General features: G+C 46.6%; 16 protein-coding genes. 9 read left to right on the forward strand and 7 right to left on the reverse strand.

What is annotated here, in order from left to right:
• Nucleotides 1-32: 32 nt before the first annotated feature.
• The 5 genes from dnaN to P4S59_RS00325 all read left to right on the forward strand — a co-directional run bounded on the left by dnaN (nt 33) and on the right by P4S59_RS00325 (nt 6384).
• Nucleotides 33-1133, forward strand: a complete 1101-nt coding sequence (dnaN, locus tag P4S59_RS00305) for a DNA polymerase III subunit beta (RefSeq protein ID WP_005394106.1) — start codon at nt 33-35, stop codon at nt 1131-1133.
• Between the two features lie 9 nt (nt 1134-1142).
• Nucleotides 1143-2222, forward strand: a complete 1080-nt coding sequence (gene recF, locus P4S59_RS00310; RefSeq protein ID WP_005394107.1) for a DNA replication/repair protein RecF — start codon at nt 1143-1145, stop codon at nt 2220-2222.
• Nucleotides 2223-2235: 13 nt separating this feature from the next.
• The gene (gene gyrB / locus P4S59_RS00315) at nt 2236-4653 is read left to right on the forward strand and encodes a DNA topoisomerase (ATP-hydrolyzing) subunit B (RefSeq protein WP_005394109.1); all 2418 of its coding nucleotides are present in this window, start codon (nt 2236-2238) and stop codon (nt 4651-4653) included.
• A 344-nt stretch (nt 4654-4997) separates the two neighbouring features.
• On the forward strand, nt 4998-5414 hold the full coding sequence (locus tag P4S59_RS00320; RefSeq protein WP_012841260.1) for a GreA/GreB family elongation factor: 417 nt from the start codon (nt 4998-5000) through the stop codon (nt 5412-5414).
• A 532-nt stretch (nt 5415-5946) separates the two neighbouring features.
• On the forward strand, nt 5947-6384 hold the full coding sequence (locus P4S59_RS00325; protein ID WP_145473403.1) for an Hsp20 family protein: 438 nt from the start codon (nt 5947-5949) through the stop codon (nt 6382-6384).
• Between the two features lie 85 nt (nt 6385-6469).
• On the opposite strand, the gene P4S59_RS00330 is transcribed toward P4S59_RS00325, so the two are convergent.
• The 4 genes from P4S59_RS00330 to glyQ all read right to left on the reverse strand — a co-directional run bounded on the left by P4S59_RS00330 (nt 6470) and on the right by glyQ (nt 13244).
• Nucleotides 6470-7723, reverse strand: coding sequence for a valine--pyruvate transaminase (locus P4S59_RS00330; protein WP_258645938.1), 1254 nt, complete (start codon nt 7721-7723; stop codon nt 6470-6472).
• A 221-nt stretch (nt 7724-7944) separates the two neighbouring features.
• Nucleotides 7945-10029 (reverse strand): alpha-amylase, encoded by a 2085-nt coding sequence (locus P4S59_RS00335; RefSeq protein WP_337167852.1) that lies wholly within the window; start codon nt 10027-10029, stop codon nt 7945-7947.
• A 218-nt stretch (nt 10030-10247) separates the two neighbouring features.
• Nucleotides 10248-12314 (reverse strand): glycine--tRNA ligase subunit beta, encoded by a 2067-nt coding sequence (gene glyS, locus P4S59_RS00340; RefSeq protein ID WP_048625587.1) that lies wholly within the window; start codon nt 12312-12314, stop codon nt 10248-10250.
• A 12-nt stretch (nt 12315-12326) separates the two neighbouring features.
• The gene (glyQ, locus tag P4S59_RS00345; protein ID WP_048625586.1) at nt 12327-13244 is read right to left on the reverse strand and encodes a glycine--tRNA ligase subunit alpha; all 918 of its coding nucleotides are present in this window, start codon (nt 13242-13244) and stop codon (nt 12327-12329) included.
• A 484-nt stretch (nt 13245-13728) separates the two neighbouring features.
• Here glyQ and P4S59_RS00350 point away from each other — a divergent pair, with 484 nt between their 5' ends.
• Together P4S59_RS00350 and P4S59_RS00355 are read left to right on the forward strand one after the other, a co-directional pair.
• Nucleotides 13729-14283 (forward strand): TMEM165/GDT1 family protein, encoded by a 555-nt coding sequence (locus P4S59_RS00350; RefSeq protein WP_012841256.1) that lies wholly within the window; start codon nt 13729-13731, stop codon nt 14281-14283.
• Nucleotides 14284-14488: 205 nt separating this feature from the next.
• Nucleotides 14489-14749, forward strand: coding sequence for a hypothetical protein (locus P4S59_RS00355; RefSeq protein ID WP_031780377.1), 261 nt, complete (start codon nt 14489-14491; stop codon nt 14747-14749).
• Between the two features lie 42 nt (nt 14750-14791).
• On the opposite strand, the gene tusA is transcribed toward P4S59_RS00355, so the two are convergent.
• Nucleotides 14792-15040 (reverse strand): sulfurtransferase TusA, encoded by a 249-nt coding sequence (tusA, locus tag P4S59_RS00360; protein ID WP_005394130.1) that lies wholly within the window; start codon nt 15038-15040, stop codon nt 14792-14794.
• Between the two features lie 133 nt (nt 15041-15173).
• Between tusA and P4S59_RS00365 the strand changes: the two genes are divergently transcribed.
• Together P4S59_RS00365 and P4S59_RS00370 are read left to right on the forward strand one after the other, a co-directional pair.
• Nucleotides 15174-15356 (forward strand): hypothetical protein, encoded by a 183-nt coding sequence (locus P4S59_RS00365; protein WP_046874581.1) that lies wholly within the window; start codon nt 15174-15176, stop codon nt 15354-15356.
• 166 nt (nt 15357-15522) lie between these two features.
• On the forward strand, nt 15523-16467 hold the full coding sequence (locus P4S59_RS00370) for a LysR family transcriptional regulator (RefSeq protein WP_256935855.1): 945 nt from the start codon (nt 15523-15525) through the stop codon (nt 16465-16467).
• Between the two features lie 51 nt (nt 16468-16518).
• Here the strand turns inward: P4S59_RS00370 and acuI are convergent, their stop codons facing one another.
• Nucleotides 16519-17499, reverse strand: coding sequence for an acrylyl-CoA reductase (NADPH) (gene acuI / locus P4S59_RS00375; RefSeq protein ID WP_337167853.1), 981 nt, complete (start codon nt 17497-17499; stop codon nt 16519-16521).
• A gap of 281 nt (nt 17500-17780) precedes the next feature.
• Entirely contained in the window at nt 17781-18956 is a 1176-nt protein-coding gene (fadA, locus tag P4S59_RS00380; protein ID WP_006743176.1) for an acetyl-CoA C-acyltransferase FadA, read from the reverse strand.
• Between the last annotated feature and the right edge of the window lie 13 nt (nt 18957-18969).

Genomic DNA, 18969 nt, shown 5'->3' on the forward strand with positions numbered 1-18969 from the left:
ATTTATTGAGCTGACAGCGTAAAGAGCCAAGCATGAAATTTACCATTGAACGTAGTCATTTAATCAAACCGCTACAGCAGGTTTCGGGCGCTTTAGGTGGCCGACCAACTCTGCCAATCCTGGGTAACCTACTTCTTAAAGTAGAAGAGAACGTATTGTCGATGACGGCAACCGATCTTGAAGTAGAGTTAGTAAGCAAAGTGACGCTAGAAGGTGATTTTGAAGCGGGCAGCATTACCGTTCCTTCGCGTAAGTTTCTCGATATCTGCCGTGGTTTACCGGACGATGCGATCATCACATTTGTATTAGAAGGTGATCGCGTACAAGTTCGCTCTGGTCGCAGCCGTTTCTCATTGGCAACGCTTCCTGCGAACGATTTCCCTAATATTGAAGATTGGCAAAGTGAAGTGGAAGTATCACTGAGCCAAGCCGATCTACGTACGCTGATCGACAAAACTCAGTTCTCGATGGCGAATCAAGACGTTCGTTACTACCTCAACGGCATGTTGTTTGAAATTGACGGTACCACGCTACGCAGCGTGGCGACGGACGGCCACCGTATGGCGGTATCGCAAACTCAGCTGGGTGCGGATTTTGCGCAGAAGCAAATCATCGTGCCACGCAAAGGTGTGCAAGAATTAGTGAAGTTGATGGACGCGCCAGAGCAACCTGTAGTACTTCAGATCGGTAGCTCCAATGTTCGTGCTGAGGTGAATAACTTTACTTTTACCTCTAAGTTGGTTGATGGTCGTTTCCCTGACTACCGCCGCGTATTGCCTCAGAGCACCAATAAGACCCTAATAGCAAGTTGTGACGAGTTGCGCCAAGCCTTCTCTCGTGCTGCGATTCTTTCCAACGAAAAATTCCGTGGCGTGCGTGTGAATCTGGCTGATACTGAAATGCGCATAACCGCGAATAACCCAGAACAAGAAGAAGCGGAAGAGATGCTTGATGTAACCTTTGAAGGTGACGCCATTGAAATCGGCTTTAACGTAAGCTATGTGCTTGATGTTCTGAACACGTTGCGTTGTGAAAATGTACGTGTGTCGATGTCGGATGCTAACGCTAGCGCATTGATTGAAAATGCCGACGATGACAGTGCCATGTACGTGGTGATGCCAATTCGTCTATAAGCCAACTGAATGCCTCTTTCTCGTCTCATCATTCAGCAGTTTCGAAACATTAAAGCCTGTGATATTGAGTTATCAGCAGGCTTTAACTTTCTTATCGGGCCGAACGGCAGCGGTAAAACCAGTGTCTTAGAAGCGGTTTACCTGCTCGGGCATGGCCGCTCATTCAAGAGCTCTCTCACCGGACGAGTGATACAAAATGAGTGTGACGAACTGTTTGTTCATGGTCGTTTTTTGAACTCGGATCAATTTGAGCTACCTATCGGCATTAATAAGCAGCGTGATGGCTCAACAGAGGTTAAAATAGGCGGTCAATCTGGACAAAAATTAGCGCAGTTGGCACAAGTTCTGCCTCTGCAGTTGATACACCCAGAAGGGTTTGATTTACTGACAGATGGCCCTAAACATCGTCGTGCGTTTATTGATTGGGGCGTGTTTCATACCGAGCCCGCTTTTTATCAAGCATGGGGAAGGTTCAAGCGCCTTAACAAGCAGCGCAACGCGTTGTTGAAAACCGCCAATAGTTATCGTGAACTCAGTTATTGGGATCAGGAAATGGCAGGGTTGGCTGAAAACATCAGCCAATGGCGAGCAAGTTACATCGAGCAGATGAAAACCGTCGCAGAAACTATCTGTCAGACATTTTTGCCAGAATTTGAGATCCAATTGAAGTATTATCGTGGCTGGGATAAAGACACCCCATACCACGAGATACTAGAAAAGAATTTTGAGCGTGATCAGGCATTGGGATACACCTTTAGTGGCCCAAACAAAGCTGATTTGCGCATTAAAGTGAACGGAACGCCCGTTGAAGATGTTCTGTCACGCGGTCAATTAAAACTCATGGTGTGTGCATTGCGTGTCGCGCAAGGGCAACACCTGACAGAGATGACCGGTAAACAATGCATTTACCTAATTGATGACTTCGCGTCGGAATTAGATAGCCAACGTCGCAAGCGTCTTGCTGACTGCTTAAAAGAGACGGGCGCACAAGTATTTGTAAGCTCTATCACTGAAAGCCAAATCGCCGATATGTTGGACGATAACGGTAAATTGTTTCATGTGGAACATGGCAGGATAGAGTCAAACTAGAAGAGAGAAACTCATGTCTGAAAATTACGATTCATCGAGTATTAAGGTACTGAAGGGTCTGGATGCGGTACGTAAGCGTCCAGGAATGTACATCGGCGATACGGACGACGGCACCGGCCTTCACCACATGGTTTTCGAGGTGGTGGATAACTCAATTGATGAAGCGTTGGCAGGTCACTGTAAAGACATCGTTGTGACAATTCATGAGGATAACTCGGTTTCCGTTAGCGATGATGGTCGTGGCATTCCAACAGAAATCCACTCAGAGGAAAATGTCTCTGCAGCAGAAGTAATCATGACGGTACTTCACGCGGGTGGTAAGTTCGACGATAACTCATACAAAGTATCGGGTGGTCTTCATGGGGTAGGCGTTTCAGTGGTAAACGCGCTATCTGAGAAAGTTGAGCTGACGATTCATCGTGGTGGCCATATCCATACGCAAACCTACCGCCATGGTGAGCCTCAAGCGCCACTAGCTGTTGTGGGTGATACGGATAAAACCGGTACGCAAATTCGTTTCTGGCCAAGTGCCGAGACCTTCTCTAACACTGAGTTCCACTATGACATTCTGGCGAAACGCCTGCGTGAACTGTCATTCCTGAACTCTGGTGTATCGATCAAATTGGTTGATGAGCGTGAAGCGGACAAACATGATCACTTCATGTATGAAGGTGGTATTCAAGCGTTCGTTGATCACCTAAACACCAACAAAACGCCAATCATCGAAAAAATCTTCCACTTTAACTCAGAGCGTGAAGACGGCATTTCAGTTGAAGTGGCGATGCAATGGAACGATGGTTTCCAAGAGAACATCTTCTGTTTTACCAACAATATCCCACAGCGTGATGGTGGTACTCACCTTGCTGGTTTCCGTGCTGCGTTAACACGTACATTGAACAGCTTTATGGATAAAGAAGGTTTCTCTAAGAAAGCAAAAACAGCGACTTCAGGCGACGATGCGCGTGAAGGTCTAACTGCGGTTGTTTCGGTGAAAGTTCCTGATCCTAAGTTCTCAAGCCAAACAAAAGACAAACTGGTTTCTTCTGAAGTGAAATCAGCTGTTGAGTCTGCAATGGGTGAAAAACTGTCTGAGTTCCTGATTGAGAACCCGACAGAAGCGAAGATGGTTTGTTCGAAAATCATCGATGCAGCACGTGCACGTGAAGCAGCGCGTAAAGCTCGTGAAATGACGCGCCGTAAAGGTGCACTAGACCTAGCTGGCCTTCCAGGTAAACTTGCAGACTGTCAGGAAAAAGATCCGGCACTCTCTGAACTATACATAGTGGAGGGTGATTCGGCAGGCGGCTCCGCAAAACAAGGCCGTAACCGTAAGAACCAAGCAATCCTACCGCTAAAAGGTAAGATTCTTAACGTAGAAAAAGCACGTTTCGACAAGATGCTGTCTTCGCAAGAAGTGGCTACTCTGATCACTGCACTTGGTTGTGGTATCGGTCGTGACGAGTACAACCCGGACAAGCTGCGTTACCACAACATCATCATCATGACCGATGCCGATGTCGATGGTTCGCACATTCGTACGCTACTATTGACCTTCTTCTACCGTCAAATGCCAGAGCTTATCGAGCGTGGTTACGTGTACATCGCTCAGCCACCACTTTACAAAGTGAAAAAAGGCAAACAAGAGCAGTACATCAAAGACGAAGAAGCGATGAACCAATACCAAGTATCATTGGCTCTGGATAATGCATCGCTACACGTAAACGCAGAAGCACCAGCATTGGCAGGTGAAGCACTAGAGAAGCTTGTTCAACAGTACAATGCGGGTATTAAACTGGCGGAACGTATGAGCCGTCGTTACCCAAGTGCTTTGGTAAACGAGCTGATTTACACTCCTCGTCTAACTCCTGAGCAATGCCATGACGCATCAGTTGTTGAAGCGTGGACGAAGCAGCTTATTGAGCAGCTGAATGCGAAAGAAGTGGGTGCGAGCCAATACAGCTACGAAGTTGAACAGCACGAAGAACTAGGCTTAAACTTGCCTAAGATCGTGGTTCGTACTCACGGCGTGACGCACGAACATGCAATTAGCATCGACTTCCTAAACTCGAAAGAGTACGGCAAGTTGGCTGATCTATCAGAAGCGCTGGATGGGCTTCTGGAAGAAGGCGCGTACATCAAACGTGGTGAGCGTACGATGCCAGTAGCAAGCTTTGCAGAAGCGCTTGATTGGTTGGTTAAAGAGTCAATGCGTGGTCTGAGCCGTCAGCGTTACAAAGGTCTAGGTGAGATGAACCCAGATCAGCTGTGGGAAACGACTATGGACCCAGAAACGCGTCGCATGATGCAAGTAACGATTGAGGATGCGGTAGGCGCAGACCAATTGTTCACAACACTGATGGGTGACCAAGTAGAACCTCGTCGTAACTTCATCGAAGAAAACGCGCTGAAAGTAGCGAACTTAGACGTGTAACGACAACTTGTCTTAATAGGAAAAGCAGCGAGAAATCGCTGCTTTTTTTGTTTTAACCACCAATGAAAATCGCCACTTTCTGCCAAGACTTTGGTTTTTCTGGTGCTAACTGCCAATAACCTGATCAAGCTTGCCATTTTATTTCTGTTTTCTTTTTTTCTCGCCATTTTGTTCGCTTGGGCGCTTTTGCTTTCTTTTTTCTGCTCGCTATAGTGCTGAAGAGCTGATGAATAAGGAGGTTGAGAAAATGGTGATGACTTTCCTGAACTAAGCCGGAGGTGATGCACTTCCGGTTCAATGCACTGAATTTATTTGTAAGACAAGGCATTAAGAAGGAAATAATCATGTTTGAACGCTGGTTCTCGGCGTACTGTTTGGCGCTGCGAACTTGGTGGTTAACCAGTCGCTTTTTAACCTATCAATCACCACTAAGGTTGTTGTCACTCTTTGAAACTTACGAGCAACAAGCCCATTGCCGTAACCGAGCTCGTATTGCGGTTGGGGATACGGTTCGCTTAGTGGATGTTGAGCGTGCTTATCAATATCGCATGACGTTAGTCAACTCGCACAAGAGCCAACCGATGACAGGTATGCTCGCGGTCGATTCTTATTTGGGATCCCGTTTATTAGGGCGAGCTAAAAATGATGCGTTCGAAATAGAAATTTTTAATCAGCGACGCTGCTTTGTGATTACTGAAATTGTTCATCAATCGCAGCCACCAGCGCAGAAAATGCTGTGTGGCTGTCTGTTGTGTCAATAAATAGAGGTGAAGTCATGAGTAAGAAAGACAAGAAACAACCACAGTTGAGTCTGAAAGAAAAGCGTAAGTTAAAACAGGAAAAAGCGGCAGAAAAGAGCGTTGTAAAAGCGCGTAAATCCTCCCGCAAGTAGAGTGCAGATTGAGCCCACCAGAAAGGTGGGCTTTTTAATACCGATTGCAAAGCGAGGGTAAACTGACCTTTCTGGGGAGATAGCGAGCGCACTTAAAATTTTTTATTTTTTCCCTTGAAAGTCATTTTTGACGACCTTATATCTAGTTGTGAAGAGGATGACTGGCTTGCTAGAGACTAGAAGACAGCCCTCTGGAATCGCTAAAACGAGATCGCTCAAAAGAGGATATGGCGTTTTAGCACACAACTTAAACCTTTAGATTTCCTATCATGTCTCCGAGCCAAATGATGGCCTGCGGAATGATAAGAATCTCTTAGCTCGGCGTTGGTTTTTGCATAAACACGCCTGTGAGATGAAGGTCATCTGAGCTAAGACTATTGCTTAATTAAGAGGATAGATTTATGCGTAACGTAGATTTCTCACCACTATACCGTAATGCAATTGGCTTTGATCGTCTGCTAAACCTGATGGAAGCGAATACAGCGAAAAATACTTCTGGCGGTTACCCTCCGTACAACATTGAGCAAAAAGACGAGCATAACTACCGTATTACTATGGCAGTTGCTGGCTTCTCTGAAGACCAACTCGATCTGACTCAAAACGAAAACATGTTGATTGTGAAGGGCGAACGCAAAGCAGAAGAAGGCAAAAACTACGTGTACCAAGGCATTGCTGAGCGCGACTTCGAACGTAAATTCCAGCTAGCGGATTACGTCAAAGTGACAGGCGCATCAATGGAAAACGGCTTATTACATATTGATTTGGTTCGTGAAATTCCAGAAGCAATGCAACCACGTAAAATTGCTATCGGTGGCAACAACCTGTTAGAAAACAACTAATCAGCAAGTTATTTGCCCTATAGAGTGAGAAAGAGCGCCAGTTGGCGCTCTTTTTAATTGGAGTAGCCGAAGCGATTGCTTCGTATTACAGACCTTGCTGGTAAGCCTTTTCAACTTCTTCCGCGATAATCGCAATCCCTTTCTGCATCATCTCATCGTCTTGAACGTAGTTCATGCGTAAGCACTGATGAGCGTGGTCCCATTCGTTTTTCTGGCCAATAAAGAAGTATTCACCCGGTACAATCAATACACCACGCGCTTTCAAGCGTTGGTACAGTTCCATTGTTGTTATTGGCAGTTCATCAAACCATAACCACAAGAAGATAGCGCCTTCCGGTTTGTGAATACGGAAGCGCTCATCGGTAATCGCTTCTTGCAGCAGTTCAACCGCACGTTGCGACTTCTGCTTGTAAAACGGCTTAATCACCTCTGAACTCAGTTTAAGCAGGTCGCCTTTAGCGATGATGTGGTTTGCCAGCGCTGGACCCACACTGCCTGGTGCTAGGCTGATGATGCCGTTCATATTGGTTAACGCTTGAGTGATTTCTTCACTCGCAATCACAATCCCGCAACGCACGCCAGGCAAGCCAAGTTTGGATAGGCTCATGCACAAGATGGTGTTTTCATTCCAGAACGGTTCGACATCTTCAAAGATGATGTTCGGGAACGGCAAGCCGTAGGCGTTATCGATGATCAGTGGGATGTTGTTTTCACGTGCGAGTTTGTCCAGTTTACGCACTTCTTCGTCTGTCAGTACGTTACCCGTTGGGTTGGTTGGGCGAGATGCGCAGATTGCCGCAACAGAATCGTCGACGGTTAGCTGTTCAAAATCGACGTGGTATTTAAACAATCCGTTATCTAACAGCTCGATTTCTGGGTGGTAAGAGACAAAGATATCTTCATCAATGCCAGCATCACCATAGCCGATGTACTCAGGCGCGATAGGCAGTAGCACCTTCTTATGCGAACCGTCTGGCTGTTTACCAGCGAGTAAGTTGAACAAGTAGAAGAAGCCACTTTGGCTACCGTTAGTTAAGCTGATGTTCTTCTCTGAAATGTCCCAACCGTAAGTTTCACGGAATAACTGAGCCAGCGCTTTCACGAACGCGTCTTTACCCTGTGGCCCATCGTAGTTGGCTAGGGCGGCGACGAGCTCTCCACTGGCGAGCATTTCCTCACTGGCTTGGTGAAAGTAATCGAGCATGGCAGGAATGGCGGCTGGGTTGCCTCCACCGAGCATGATGGCACCTGGTGTGCGTAGACCATCATTCAAATCGTCCATTAACTGCGTGATACCTGAATACTGATTAAATTTTTCACCAAACTTTGAGAACTGCATGCTGACTGATACCTAATTCATTGTGATTGCTTATGTGTATTGAATGCTGATGAAACATCAGCTTATAGAGTAATACTTGACCTTACCCTAATGTTATTACGACGCAAAGTGTGAATTTACTCGAAGAAGAAAAAAGTTTGTCATCAGACCAGATGATGGGGATATGAGCAGTGAACAGAAAAGGGAAGCGAAATGCTTCCCTTGTTGGTGGAGTGAATCGGCTATTCGCCAGTGTAGACGATCAGCACTTTGTCGTCGTGGTATTGGCGCTCGAACGCGTAATACCCTTCTTGATTGCGAGTGATATGTTTGCCTTGCGCAACCGCTGGGTGGCGTTGACGGAACTCGCCGAGTTTTTGCCAATGTTGCAGCAAGTCTTCACGTTCGCCATGAATCTTATCCCATGGCATATCAGAGCGAGTACCTTGAGTAGGATCGGAGCCAGTCACGCCAAAGTCACGAGCAATCTCATCGCCGTAGTAGATTTGGACTGCACCCGGAGCCAGCATTAGTGCATTGGCAGCGCGTGCTTGGTCATCGAAGCTGCGGCTGCGTGCCGACCAAAACAGTTGAGTATCATGCGAAGACAGGTAACTCAACACGTTGAACTCAGGATCGGAGTTAATACGTTCCGCGTAGCGGCGATAATCGCTATCGAGTTGAGCGAAGCATTTCAGCGCTTTTGGTGCCACGTCAGATTGGAACTCGAAGTTGATGATGGAATCGAAGCCGTTATCGAAATACGGGCTTTTCACCACGCTGTGTGCCCATACTTCACCCGTCATCCAGAAAGGTAGATCATCCAAGGCTTTGTCTGGGTTGTTTTGCTTCCACTGGGCAAGCGCTTGAGTGGTGCTGGCTTTCAGCTCTGCCCACGCATCCATTTCAACGTGCTTAGCCGTGTCGACACGGAAACCATCAATGCCGTAGTCGCGTACCCAGTCGGATAACCAGGTAATCAGATGCTCACGTGGAGTTTTCAGCTTATCTTGCGCATTAGTGTCTTTATTGCGGAAGAAGTTTGGCAATCCGTTTTTCTGAGTCGATTCGGTTTTGAGATCCGGTAGGTAGTTTAAAGACATGGTGATGTCGTTGTATCCCGGCGCATCGTACTCGCCGATGTCGGTACGAATCCAATCTTTGCCCCACCATTTATCCCACGCTTCGCTATCACCGTATTTGATGTAGTCGTTGAAGCTGTGCCAGCTTTGTCCTGATTTTGGCTGCCAGTCGGTCCATTTTTCACCAAGGAGTTCTTTGGCTTCTTGGTCATCAAGGTAAAGCTGACCAAAGCCGAATTCCTGCATGTCTGCTAATGTTGCGTAGCCCGTGTGGTTCATGACCACATCCCAAATCACGCGGATGCCTTTCTTGTGGGCAGTATCGACGAAGGTTCTGAGTTCATCTTCGGTACCCATGTTGGCATCAAGCTTGGTCCAATCTTGATGGTAGTAGCCGTGGTAGCCGTAGTGTTTAAAGTCGCCTTTATCGCCGCCGCCAACCCAGCCATGGATTTGTTCCAGTGGTGAGGTTATCCAGATAGCATTCACACCAAGTGATTCGATGTAATCGAGTTTTTTCGTCAGACCCGCTAAGTCACCACCATGGAAGGTACCAATCTCGTATTTCCCGTCTTTGCTGCGACCGTAGCTGTTGTCGTTGTCTGGGTTGCCGTTATAGAAGCGGTCAGTCATGACGAAGTACACCGTCGCGTTGTCCCAACTGAAAGGTTTTTCTGCTTGTTGCTCAACCTCTTCTAGTAACAACAGACCTTGGCTCATAGGGCCCGGCTGCATGGTTACGCTGCCATCTGTAACTATAGTTTCTTGTCCGGTTAAGGCATCGCGAACGACAGTGCCATCATTAAAGGTTTGCTCAACGTTGATGGTTTTTGGCGTATTGGTTGCGACAGGGCAAGAGTAGGTGATGTCTTGATTCTGTTTGGGTTTGAGCCTAACAGTTAGCTCGTTAGTGGTTGGGTTGAGCGTAAATTGATAGGTGTTGGCTTTGAAGATGCGCAGAGGCATTTGGGCATCTGTGGCACAATTATCCATTTTTAATGGACGATTGAATTTGATGCGATCTTCTTCTGCCAAAGCAAAACTACTGCCACAGCTTTGATTACTATCGGCAATGGTAAAGGTGTAGCTGCCTTTTTCGAGTTTTTGCTCGGCGACAAGTAAGCCTTGTGAGTTTTCCTCAAAAACAGCGGTGTCATCACCAGCGCTTAATACGATGGCGTTTTCTGGAATCTGGCTGCAGGCGCTCAGTAGACCGATAGAGAGTGCGAGAATTGTTTTTTTCATTGTGTCCTTCCCCCGAATAAACAGTCCAGTTATAGCAAAACTGAGCCTCTACAATCCGAGCTCTGCACCAACAAGTTAAACGTGTCTCACCCTACAAATTTTTGCCTTGTTCACAAAATGAATAATAAGAACCGACGATCTCCGTTTAAAGACAACAAAAAAGGGAAGCCGACGCTTCCCTTTACTTATATCTTAATCACTTCTGAATCAGTAATGAATTACTTTTGAAGGACAGAGATATCTGCGACCTGTAAGAACAGGTTGCGCAGGTTGTTCAGCAATGTCAGACGGTTCTTCTTAAGTGCTTCGTCGTCTGCCATTACCATTACGTTATCGAAGAACGCATCCACTGGCTCACGTAGATCTGCTAGCTTGCTTAGGGCTTCTTGGTAGTTACCGGTCGCAAATGCAGGCTCTAGTGCTTCAGTCATGACTTCAACGCTTTCTGCTAGTGCTTTCTCTGCGTCTTCTTGTAGCAATGCTAGGTCAATTTCTTCTGCAAGTTCGCCGTCGAATTTCGCTAGGATGTTACCAACACGTTTGTTCGCTGCTGCTAGAGACTCTGCCGCTTCCAGTTCACGGAAATGAGAAACCGCTTTAACACGTTGGTCAAAGTCTGCTGGTTTAGTCGGACGACGAGCCAGTACCGCTTGAATGATGTCTACGCTGAAGCCTTCGTCTTGGTACCAAGCACGGAAACGACCAAGCATGAACTCAATCACGTCTTGTTCAACGTTGTCGTTGGTTAGGCGGTCGCCAAACAGTGACTTCGCTTTCGCTACTAGGTCAACAAGATCTAGGTTGTAGCCGTATTCAACGATGATACGTAGTACACCTAGAGATGCGCGGCGTAGTGCGAATGGGTCGCTGCCTTTAGGCGCTTGACCAATACCGAAGATACCTACGATAGTGTCTAGCTTGTCTGCCATTGCAACTGCTGTTGAAACGCCGTTTGATGGCAGTTCATCACCTGCGAAACGAGGCATGTATTGCTCATTCAGTGCGACTGCAACTTCTTCTGCTTCACCGTCGTGGCGAGCGTAGTGCATACCCATAACACCTTGAGTATCCGTGAATTCGAATACCATTGAGGTCATTAGGTCACATTTTGCTAGTAGACCAGCACGCTTTGATTTCTCAACGTCAGCACCGATTTGCTCTGCAATGTAGCCAGCAAGTTCTGTGATGCGGTCTGTTTTGTCTTTGATCGTACCCAGTTGCTTTTGGAAGATCGCTTGCTCTAGTTCAGGCAGACGGTCGATAAGCGGACGCTTACGGTCTGTGTTGAAGAAGAACTCTGCGTCAGCAAGACGAGGACGAACCACTTTCTCGTTACCTTCGATTACGTAACGAGGTTCTTTTGATTCGATGTTCGATACGAAGATGAAGTTAGGTAGTAGCTTCTTGTTTTCGTCATAAACAGGGAAGTACTTCTGGTCACCTTTCATGGTGTAAACCAACGCTTCAGAAGGCACTTTTAGGAACTCTTCTTCGAACTTCGCTGTAAGTACTACTGGCCATTCAACCAGAGACGTAACTTCTTCTACTAGGTCATCTTCTAGATCAGCGATACCGCCAACTTCTGCTGCCGCTTTTTGTGCGTCAGCTAGGATGATGGCTTTACGTGCTTCGTAATCTGCCATAACTTTACCGCGCTCTTCTAGGATTGCAGGGTATTGCTCAGCAGAATCGATAGTGAACTCTTGTTCACCCATGAAGCGGTGACCACGGATAGTGCGGTCAGAAGCGACACCAAGGATCTCGCCTTCGATTAGGTCGCTGCCCATCAGCATGGTTAGCGTTTTCACTGGGCGGATAAATTGAGTCGTTTTGTTACCCCAGCGCATTGGTTTTGCGATAGGTAGGTTTGCTAGTGCTTTCGCTGCAAGTTCAACAACGATCTCAGACGTTGGCTGACCTTTCACTTCTTGTTTGAACAGTAGCCATTCGCCTTTATCTGTAACCATGCGCTCTGCTTGGTCAACAGAAATACCACAACCGCGTGCCCAGCCTTGAGCCGCTTTGGTTGGGTTGCCTTCCGCGTCAAACGCTGCAGAAACCGCAGGGCCACGTTTTTCAACGATTTTGTCTGATTGGCTTTCTGCTAGTGCCGCGACTTTAAGTGCAAGACGACGAGGAGCCGCAAACCATTTTACGCCTTCGTGAGCTAGCTCAGCGCCTTTTAGTTCTGCTTCGAAGTTTGCTGCGAATGCTTCAGCTAGCGTACGAAGTTGCGTTGGTGGTAGCTCTTCTGTACCTAGCTCGATTAGAAATTCTTTTGCCATGTTCTCTACCCCTTACGCTTGTTCTTTCTTACACATTGGGAAGCCAAGAGCTTCACGCGATGCGTAGTATGCTTCTGCTACTGACTTAGTCAGATCGCGAATGCGCAGGATGTAACGCTGACGCTCAGTTACTGAGATCGCTTTACGCGCGTCTAGTAGGTTGAATGCGTGACCTGCTTTTAGGATACGCTCGTAAGCAGGTAATGGCAGTGGCTTTTCAAGCTCAAGCAACTCTTTACACTCTTTCTCACACTGCTCGAAGAAACCAAATAGGAATTCAACGTCTGCGTGCTCGAAGTTGTAAGTCGATTGCTCTACTTCGTTTTGGTGGAAGATATCACCGTAAGTCACTTTGCTGCCGTCTGGTGCGATGTTCCAAACTAGGTCGTAAACCGAGTCTACTTCTTGGATGTACATTGCTAGACGCTCGATACCGTAAGTGATTTCGCCAGTGACTGGTTTACACTCAAGGCCGCCAACTTGTTGGAAGTACGTAAACTGAGTTACTTCCATACCGTTTAGCCAAACTTCCCAGCCTAGACCCCATGCGCCTAGTGTTGGGTTTTCCCAGTTGTCTTCTACGAAACGGATGTCGTGTACAAGAGGGTCAATACCAAGAACTTCAAGGGAGCCAAGGTACAACTCTTGAATATTGTCAGGCGATGGTTTTAGCGCTACTTGGAATTGGTAGTAGTGCTGAAGACGGTTAGGGTTTTCACCGTAACGGCCATCAGTAGGACGACGTGAAGGTTGTACGTAAGCTGTCGACATTGGCTCTGGGCCAAGCGCTCGTAGACAGGTCATTGGGTGAGAGGTACCCGCACCCACTTCCATATCTAGCGGTTGAACAATGGTACAACCATTTTGAGCCCAATAATCCTGCAGCGCGAGGATCATTCCCTGGAAGGTTTTGATATCGTATTTTTGCATAAGTCAGGTTCGCGCGATTCTCTTGTTACTCGTTAATTCGTCATCTATGCCGAGTTTTTCAACTCTAACAACGGCGATAAAGAGTAATTACGGTTGAATAAATTAACAATCTAGTATAACCAGATATTGAGCATGGGAGTAGAGCTAATCTTGATTAATTCGTGGGCGATTTTCTCCTTTAATGAATTTTTACCGCGTTATCTGCTGTATTTTTCTTAAAAGGGAGTTTTTGCCTGCTTTGGCTCTTGAGAAGCGCAACAAAGGTGGCTAGAATTGCGCCTGTCTTTGGGGAGTAGCTTACCTGATGAAGTTTCTGTTTCATCTGGTTCGTCCGTCAACATAATTGGTGCAAAATCACCATGGCGTTCGAGACTTGAAGCCTTTCAAGTTTAGCAAGACCTTAGACAAATCATCACGAACCGGGGTAGGGGCGTGAGGTTTGTCTTCGGTTAAAAATAATAATCCCTGCCCCAATGAGCATGTCGTGAGCGTTTTAGCTATTTCAATTACTACTGTAGCGTTAGCAGAAATTGGCGATAAGACCCAATTGCTATCTCTATTACTCGCAAGTCGTTACCGCAAACCAATACCAATTATTGCAGCAATCTTTTTGGCAACCATTGCCAACCACGCTTTAGCTGCATGGTTAGGTGTGGTTGTCGCTGACTATTTATCACCTGATATTTTAAAGTGGGTGCTGGTGGTCAGTTTTGTCGCGATGGCGGCTTGGGTGTTGATTCCTGATAAGTTGGATGATGACGAACAGATTTCAAACCGAGGTCCTTTCATTGCCAGCTTTATTGCTTTCTTTGTGGCTGAGATTGGTGATAAAACTCAGATCGCCACTTCTATCCTAGGCGCGCAATACGCGGATGCGCTGAGTTGGGTCATACTTGGCACGACCATTGGTATGTTGTTGGCTAATGTGCCTGTGGTGTTAATTGGTAAGCTTTCAGCAGACAAGATGCCCCTGGGGTTGATTCGTAAAGTCACCGCTATTTTGTTCGTGTTGTTGGCGATTGGTGCGGCCTTCTTTTAATGTTTTTAGGCGGATAACGCAGCCTGAAAATGGAAAATGTTATCCGCGAACAATCGTTAAATGATGCAAATAATCAATAACTAGCGAATTAGTGGCGTAGCTCAAACTCTGACTTAAAATCGCTCCGTAGCGTGACGGATGACATATTAGTGTCATACTTGTCATGGTAGTTTAATGGTGTGAATGATAGCGAGAGGGCAAGTTTATGCTTACACGTTACATGGGGATGACCCCAAAGAGTCAGAGTTATTTATTCACCTTTGGTTTGGCGCTGTGCTTGTTAGCGATGGTACTGACTGATATGTGGTTGCCGATTGTGGCAGGATCGTTCGTTCTTACTGGATTAACAGTAGAGGCGTGGATTCGCGTAGCCCACATCATTCCTATGCATGAAGAGATGCGGGCAATGAAAAAACAACTCAACAAGCTCCAATCAGAAGTTCGCACACTCGAATACGATGAATAAACAAACGGCAGCCAATCGGCTGCCGTTTTTAATTCGACCAGATTATTCCAATCCTTTCTTGATCAGGTACTGATACGGAACTTGCTCCGTTTGTGCTGCAATTAATTGGTGATCCATAAAACGGCAGAAACTCGGAATGTCTCGAGTCGTGGATGGGTCATCTGCTTTGACCAGCAAAATCTCACCATCTTGCATGTTGCGAATTGTCTTCCTGACCATCATCACTGGCTCTGGGCAGCGCAGTCCTTCCGCCTCTAATGTCTTTGTTGCCAGTTCAGGATTAAAGCTCATAGTGTGATTCTCGTAACTAACTTAGCGGTGAATTCTACGTTCGTTGAAAAAATATTCAATAACCACTTGGCAAACGGAATTTTTTGTTTTACCTTAAATTAACAATTTGGTAACAACTGGCAAGGGAGAGGCAATGTTAACAGCGTTAGACAGACTTACGATTTACTCCGTACTGTGTTTTATCTCGTTTTGTGCTTTGGTACTCAGAACGCCAGCTGACACCTCTTTGATGCCTCTTGTAGGCATGATTGCCACTATTATTGGGATTTGGATCGAGATGCGCAAATGGTCAGGTGCATCTGAGCAAGAAAATTAGCGCTTTTTGCTTCGATCAGAATACTTTAATAACGCTCACCTATTTTTACCGACACTTCATTCCGACACTATCCCCATTTTTCTTGGGCTTCCCCGCTGAAAGGCGGGATTTTTTTTGCCTGAAGAGTACAATTTACCCAAACACATACAAAATAAGTGGCTAATTCGTGGAACTGGAAGACATCTATCGCCGAGATTTAAATTTACTGGTTGCGTTGCGAGTACTGATAGAAGAAAACAGTGTCAGTAAGGCGGCAACACGTCTGAATTTGAGTCAATCGGCAATGAGTCGTGTGCTTGGTCGTCTGCGTGACTTATTGGGAGACCCGCTGTTTAATCGTCAGGGGCAGCATTTAATCCCAACTCAGAAAGCGTTAGAGATCGATCGCTCATTAGGCGAGCCATTAGAGTCTTTACGTCAGTTGTTATCTCCGGTTGAGTTTGACCCATTGCAATGCGTACAGACTTTCAACATCGTGACCACCGACTATGCCATGCAAACGATCTTACCGTTCGCTTTGCCGAGAATTTACCAAGAAGCGCCAAACGTGTCGTTTAACTTTTTGCCTTTGCAGCATGACCGTTTATCCGATCAGTTGACTTATGAAGGGGCCGATCTCGCCATTTGTCGCCCAACTGGCCCGGTGGAGCCGCTACGCAGTGAAGTGTTGGGGCGAGTGGGGGTGCTGTGTATGCTTTCAAAACAGCATCCATTAGCGGATAAAGAAATGAGCTTGGATGATTATCTGAGCCATCCACATGCCATGATCGCCATCAGTGATGGTGTTAAGGCACTGATCGAACAAGCTTTAATTGAGAAGCCTAAGCGTAAAATGGTTCTGCGTGCTTACCATTTAGAAGCTGCATTGGCGATCATGGATACCTTGCCAATTATCATCACAGTGCCAGCGGACTTGGCGTATCTGGTTGCCGAGCGTTATGACTTGGTGGTGAAACCATTACCCTTCCAATTTACTCCATTTGAATACTCGATGATTTGGCATGCGCGTTGCGAGCATTCTCCTGCTCAAGAATGGTTAAGAACGATTGTGCGTGAAGAATGTAGCCGTCTAATAGCTAAGCGTATCGAAGATATGGGATTAAACTGCTAACAAAAAGAGCCAGCAATGCCGGCTCTTCGTCTGTTTATGCTGAGTCAGTGTTTATAGCTTGATAACCACACGACCTGTTACTTGACCGTTGGTGATGTCTTCTGCGTATTTTGGTGCTTCTGCTAGTTCTACTTCAGTACATGCTTGCTCGAAATAGCTGTCTGGTAGTAGTTCAACCAGTTTTTCCCATGCTGCGATGCGTTTCTCTGTTGGACACATTACTGAGTCCACACCTTGTAGACGAACGTTACGTAGGATGAACGGCATCACTGTAGTTGGTAGATCAAAACCACCTGCAAGACCACAAGCGGCGACTGCACTGTTGTAATCCATTTGCGCCAATACTTTTGCTAGTACTTTGCTGCCGACGGTGTCTACCGCACCTGCCCATACTTGCTTTTCAAGTGGACGTGCTGGTTCTTCAAATTCAGTACGGTCAATGATGCGGCTAGCACCTAGTTTTTCAAGTAGCGGACCGTTTTTCTCTACACGTCCTGTCACTGCTGCAACTTTGTAGCCAAGCTGCGCTAGGAGCGTTACTGCTACCGAGCCTACGCCGCCACTTGCGCCCGTTACTAGGATTTCACCAGCTTCAGGTTTGATGCCTGCATCAAGCAGTGCTTGAACACATAGCATACCAGTGAAGCCAGCAGTACCAACCATCATTGCTTTTTTGCTGTCTAGACCTTTTGGTAGTGGCACTAGCCAATCCGCTTTTAGACGAGCACGTTGAGCCATGCCACCCCAATGGTTTTCACCCACGCCCCAGCCAGTTAAGACCACTTTGTCACCAGCTTGGTAACGCGAATCTTCAGAACTTACAACCGTACCCGCTAGATCAATGCCAGGTACCATCGGGAAGTTACGGATGATTTTACCTTTACCTGTGATCGCCAAACCATCTTTGTAATTCAACGATGAGTAATCGACTTCAACCAGAACGTCACCTTCCGGCAGTTGTGTTTCATCGATTGGCTCGATACTAGCGATAGTGCGTTTGTCTTCTTGGTTTAGAACTAGAGCATTAAACATAAGGTTCTCCGAAATTGCGTTAGCGTGACTCAGTTGCCACATACAGCAAGATATTAACTGTCTATAAGTCTATGTCTTCTCTATCTATGAATAAAATGAAAGTTACTCATTTCATGTATGCTTTGTATGCATATTTACTGTGTTTGGCGTAAAACAAAGGGCGACATCTGATGTCGCCCTTAAGTGTAATACTAAATTATTTTAGTATTTATTCATTTCATGCTGGTTGTTGAGTAGATCACTACGACCATCGTCGTTTTGAGCCTACTTCACTCAAAGCGTTAAGGCCTCTCAAATACGGTCGCTATACCCTGACCCAAACCGATACACATGGTGGCTAGACCGTATTTCGCGTCTTTCGCTTCCATTAGGTTGATCAACGTTGTTGAGATGCGTGAACCAGAACAGCCTAGTGGATGACCCAATGCTATCGCACCACCGTTAAGGTTGACCTTCTCATCCATCACATCAAGCAGACCTAAGTCTTTAGCACACGGCAGAGACTGCGCTGCAAATGCTTCGTTTAGCTCAACCACATCCATGTCTTCAATTGAAAGACCGGCACGCTTGAGCGCTTTTTTCGTCGCCGGTACCGGACCGTAACCCATAATAGAAGGATCGCAGCCCGCAATGGCCATGCCTTTAATACGTGCACGAATCTTCAAGCCAAGCTCATTGGCTTTCTCTTCACTCATGATCAACATCGCTGATGCACCATCGGACAGCGCCGATGAAGTACCGGCTGTTACTGTACCGTTTGCAGGGTCGAACACTGGGCGAAGTTGAGATAGACCTTCAACGGATGTTTCAGGGCGAATCACTTCATCATAGTCGAGAGTAAACAGTGTACCGTCAGCCGCATGGCCTTCAATTGGTAGGATTTCGTTTTTAAAGCGACCCTCTACGGTTGCTGCGTGCGCACGAGCGTGAGAGCGCGCGGCAAACTCGTCTTGTTGCTCACGGCTAATGCCATGTAATTTACCAAGCATTTCAGCCGTTAAGCCCATCATGCCCGCAGCTTTTGCTACGTTCTTTGACATACCTGGGTGAAAGTCTACCCCGTGGTTCATCGGTACGTGTCCCATGTGTTCAACACCACCAATTAGGCAGATTTCAGCATCGCCAGTCATGATGGCACGTGTACCGTCATGCAGCGCTTGCATGGATGAGCCACACAAACGGTTAACCGTCACAGCGCCAATTTCAATCGGCAGGCCCGCGAGTAGCGCGGCATTACGTGCAACGTTAAAGCCTTGCTCTAGTGTTTGCTGTACACAGCCCCAGTAGATGTCTTCAATCTCGCTTGGGTTCACTTGTGGGTTACGTGCAAGAATGCCTTTCATTAGACGCGCAGATAGATCTTCTGCTCGTGTATGACGGAAAGCACCACCTTTAGAGCGACCCATTGGAGTACGTAGACAATCGACTACGACAACATTTCTTGTTTGATTAGTCATTTTAGAATCCCTC

Source organism: Vibrio sp. M60_M70, from assembly GCF_037162085.1.
GTDB lineage: Bacteria > Pseudomonadota > Gammaproteobacteria > Enterobacterales > Vibrionaceae > Vibrio > Vibrio diabolicus.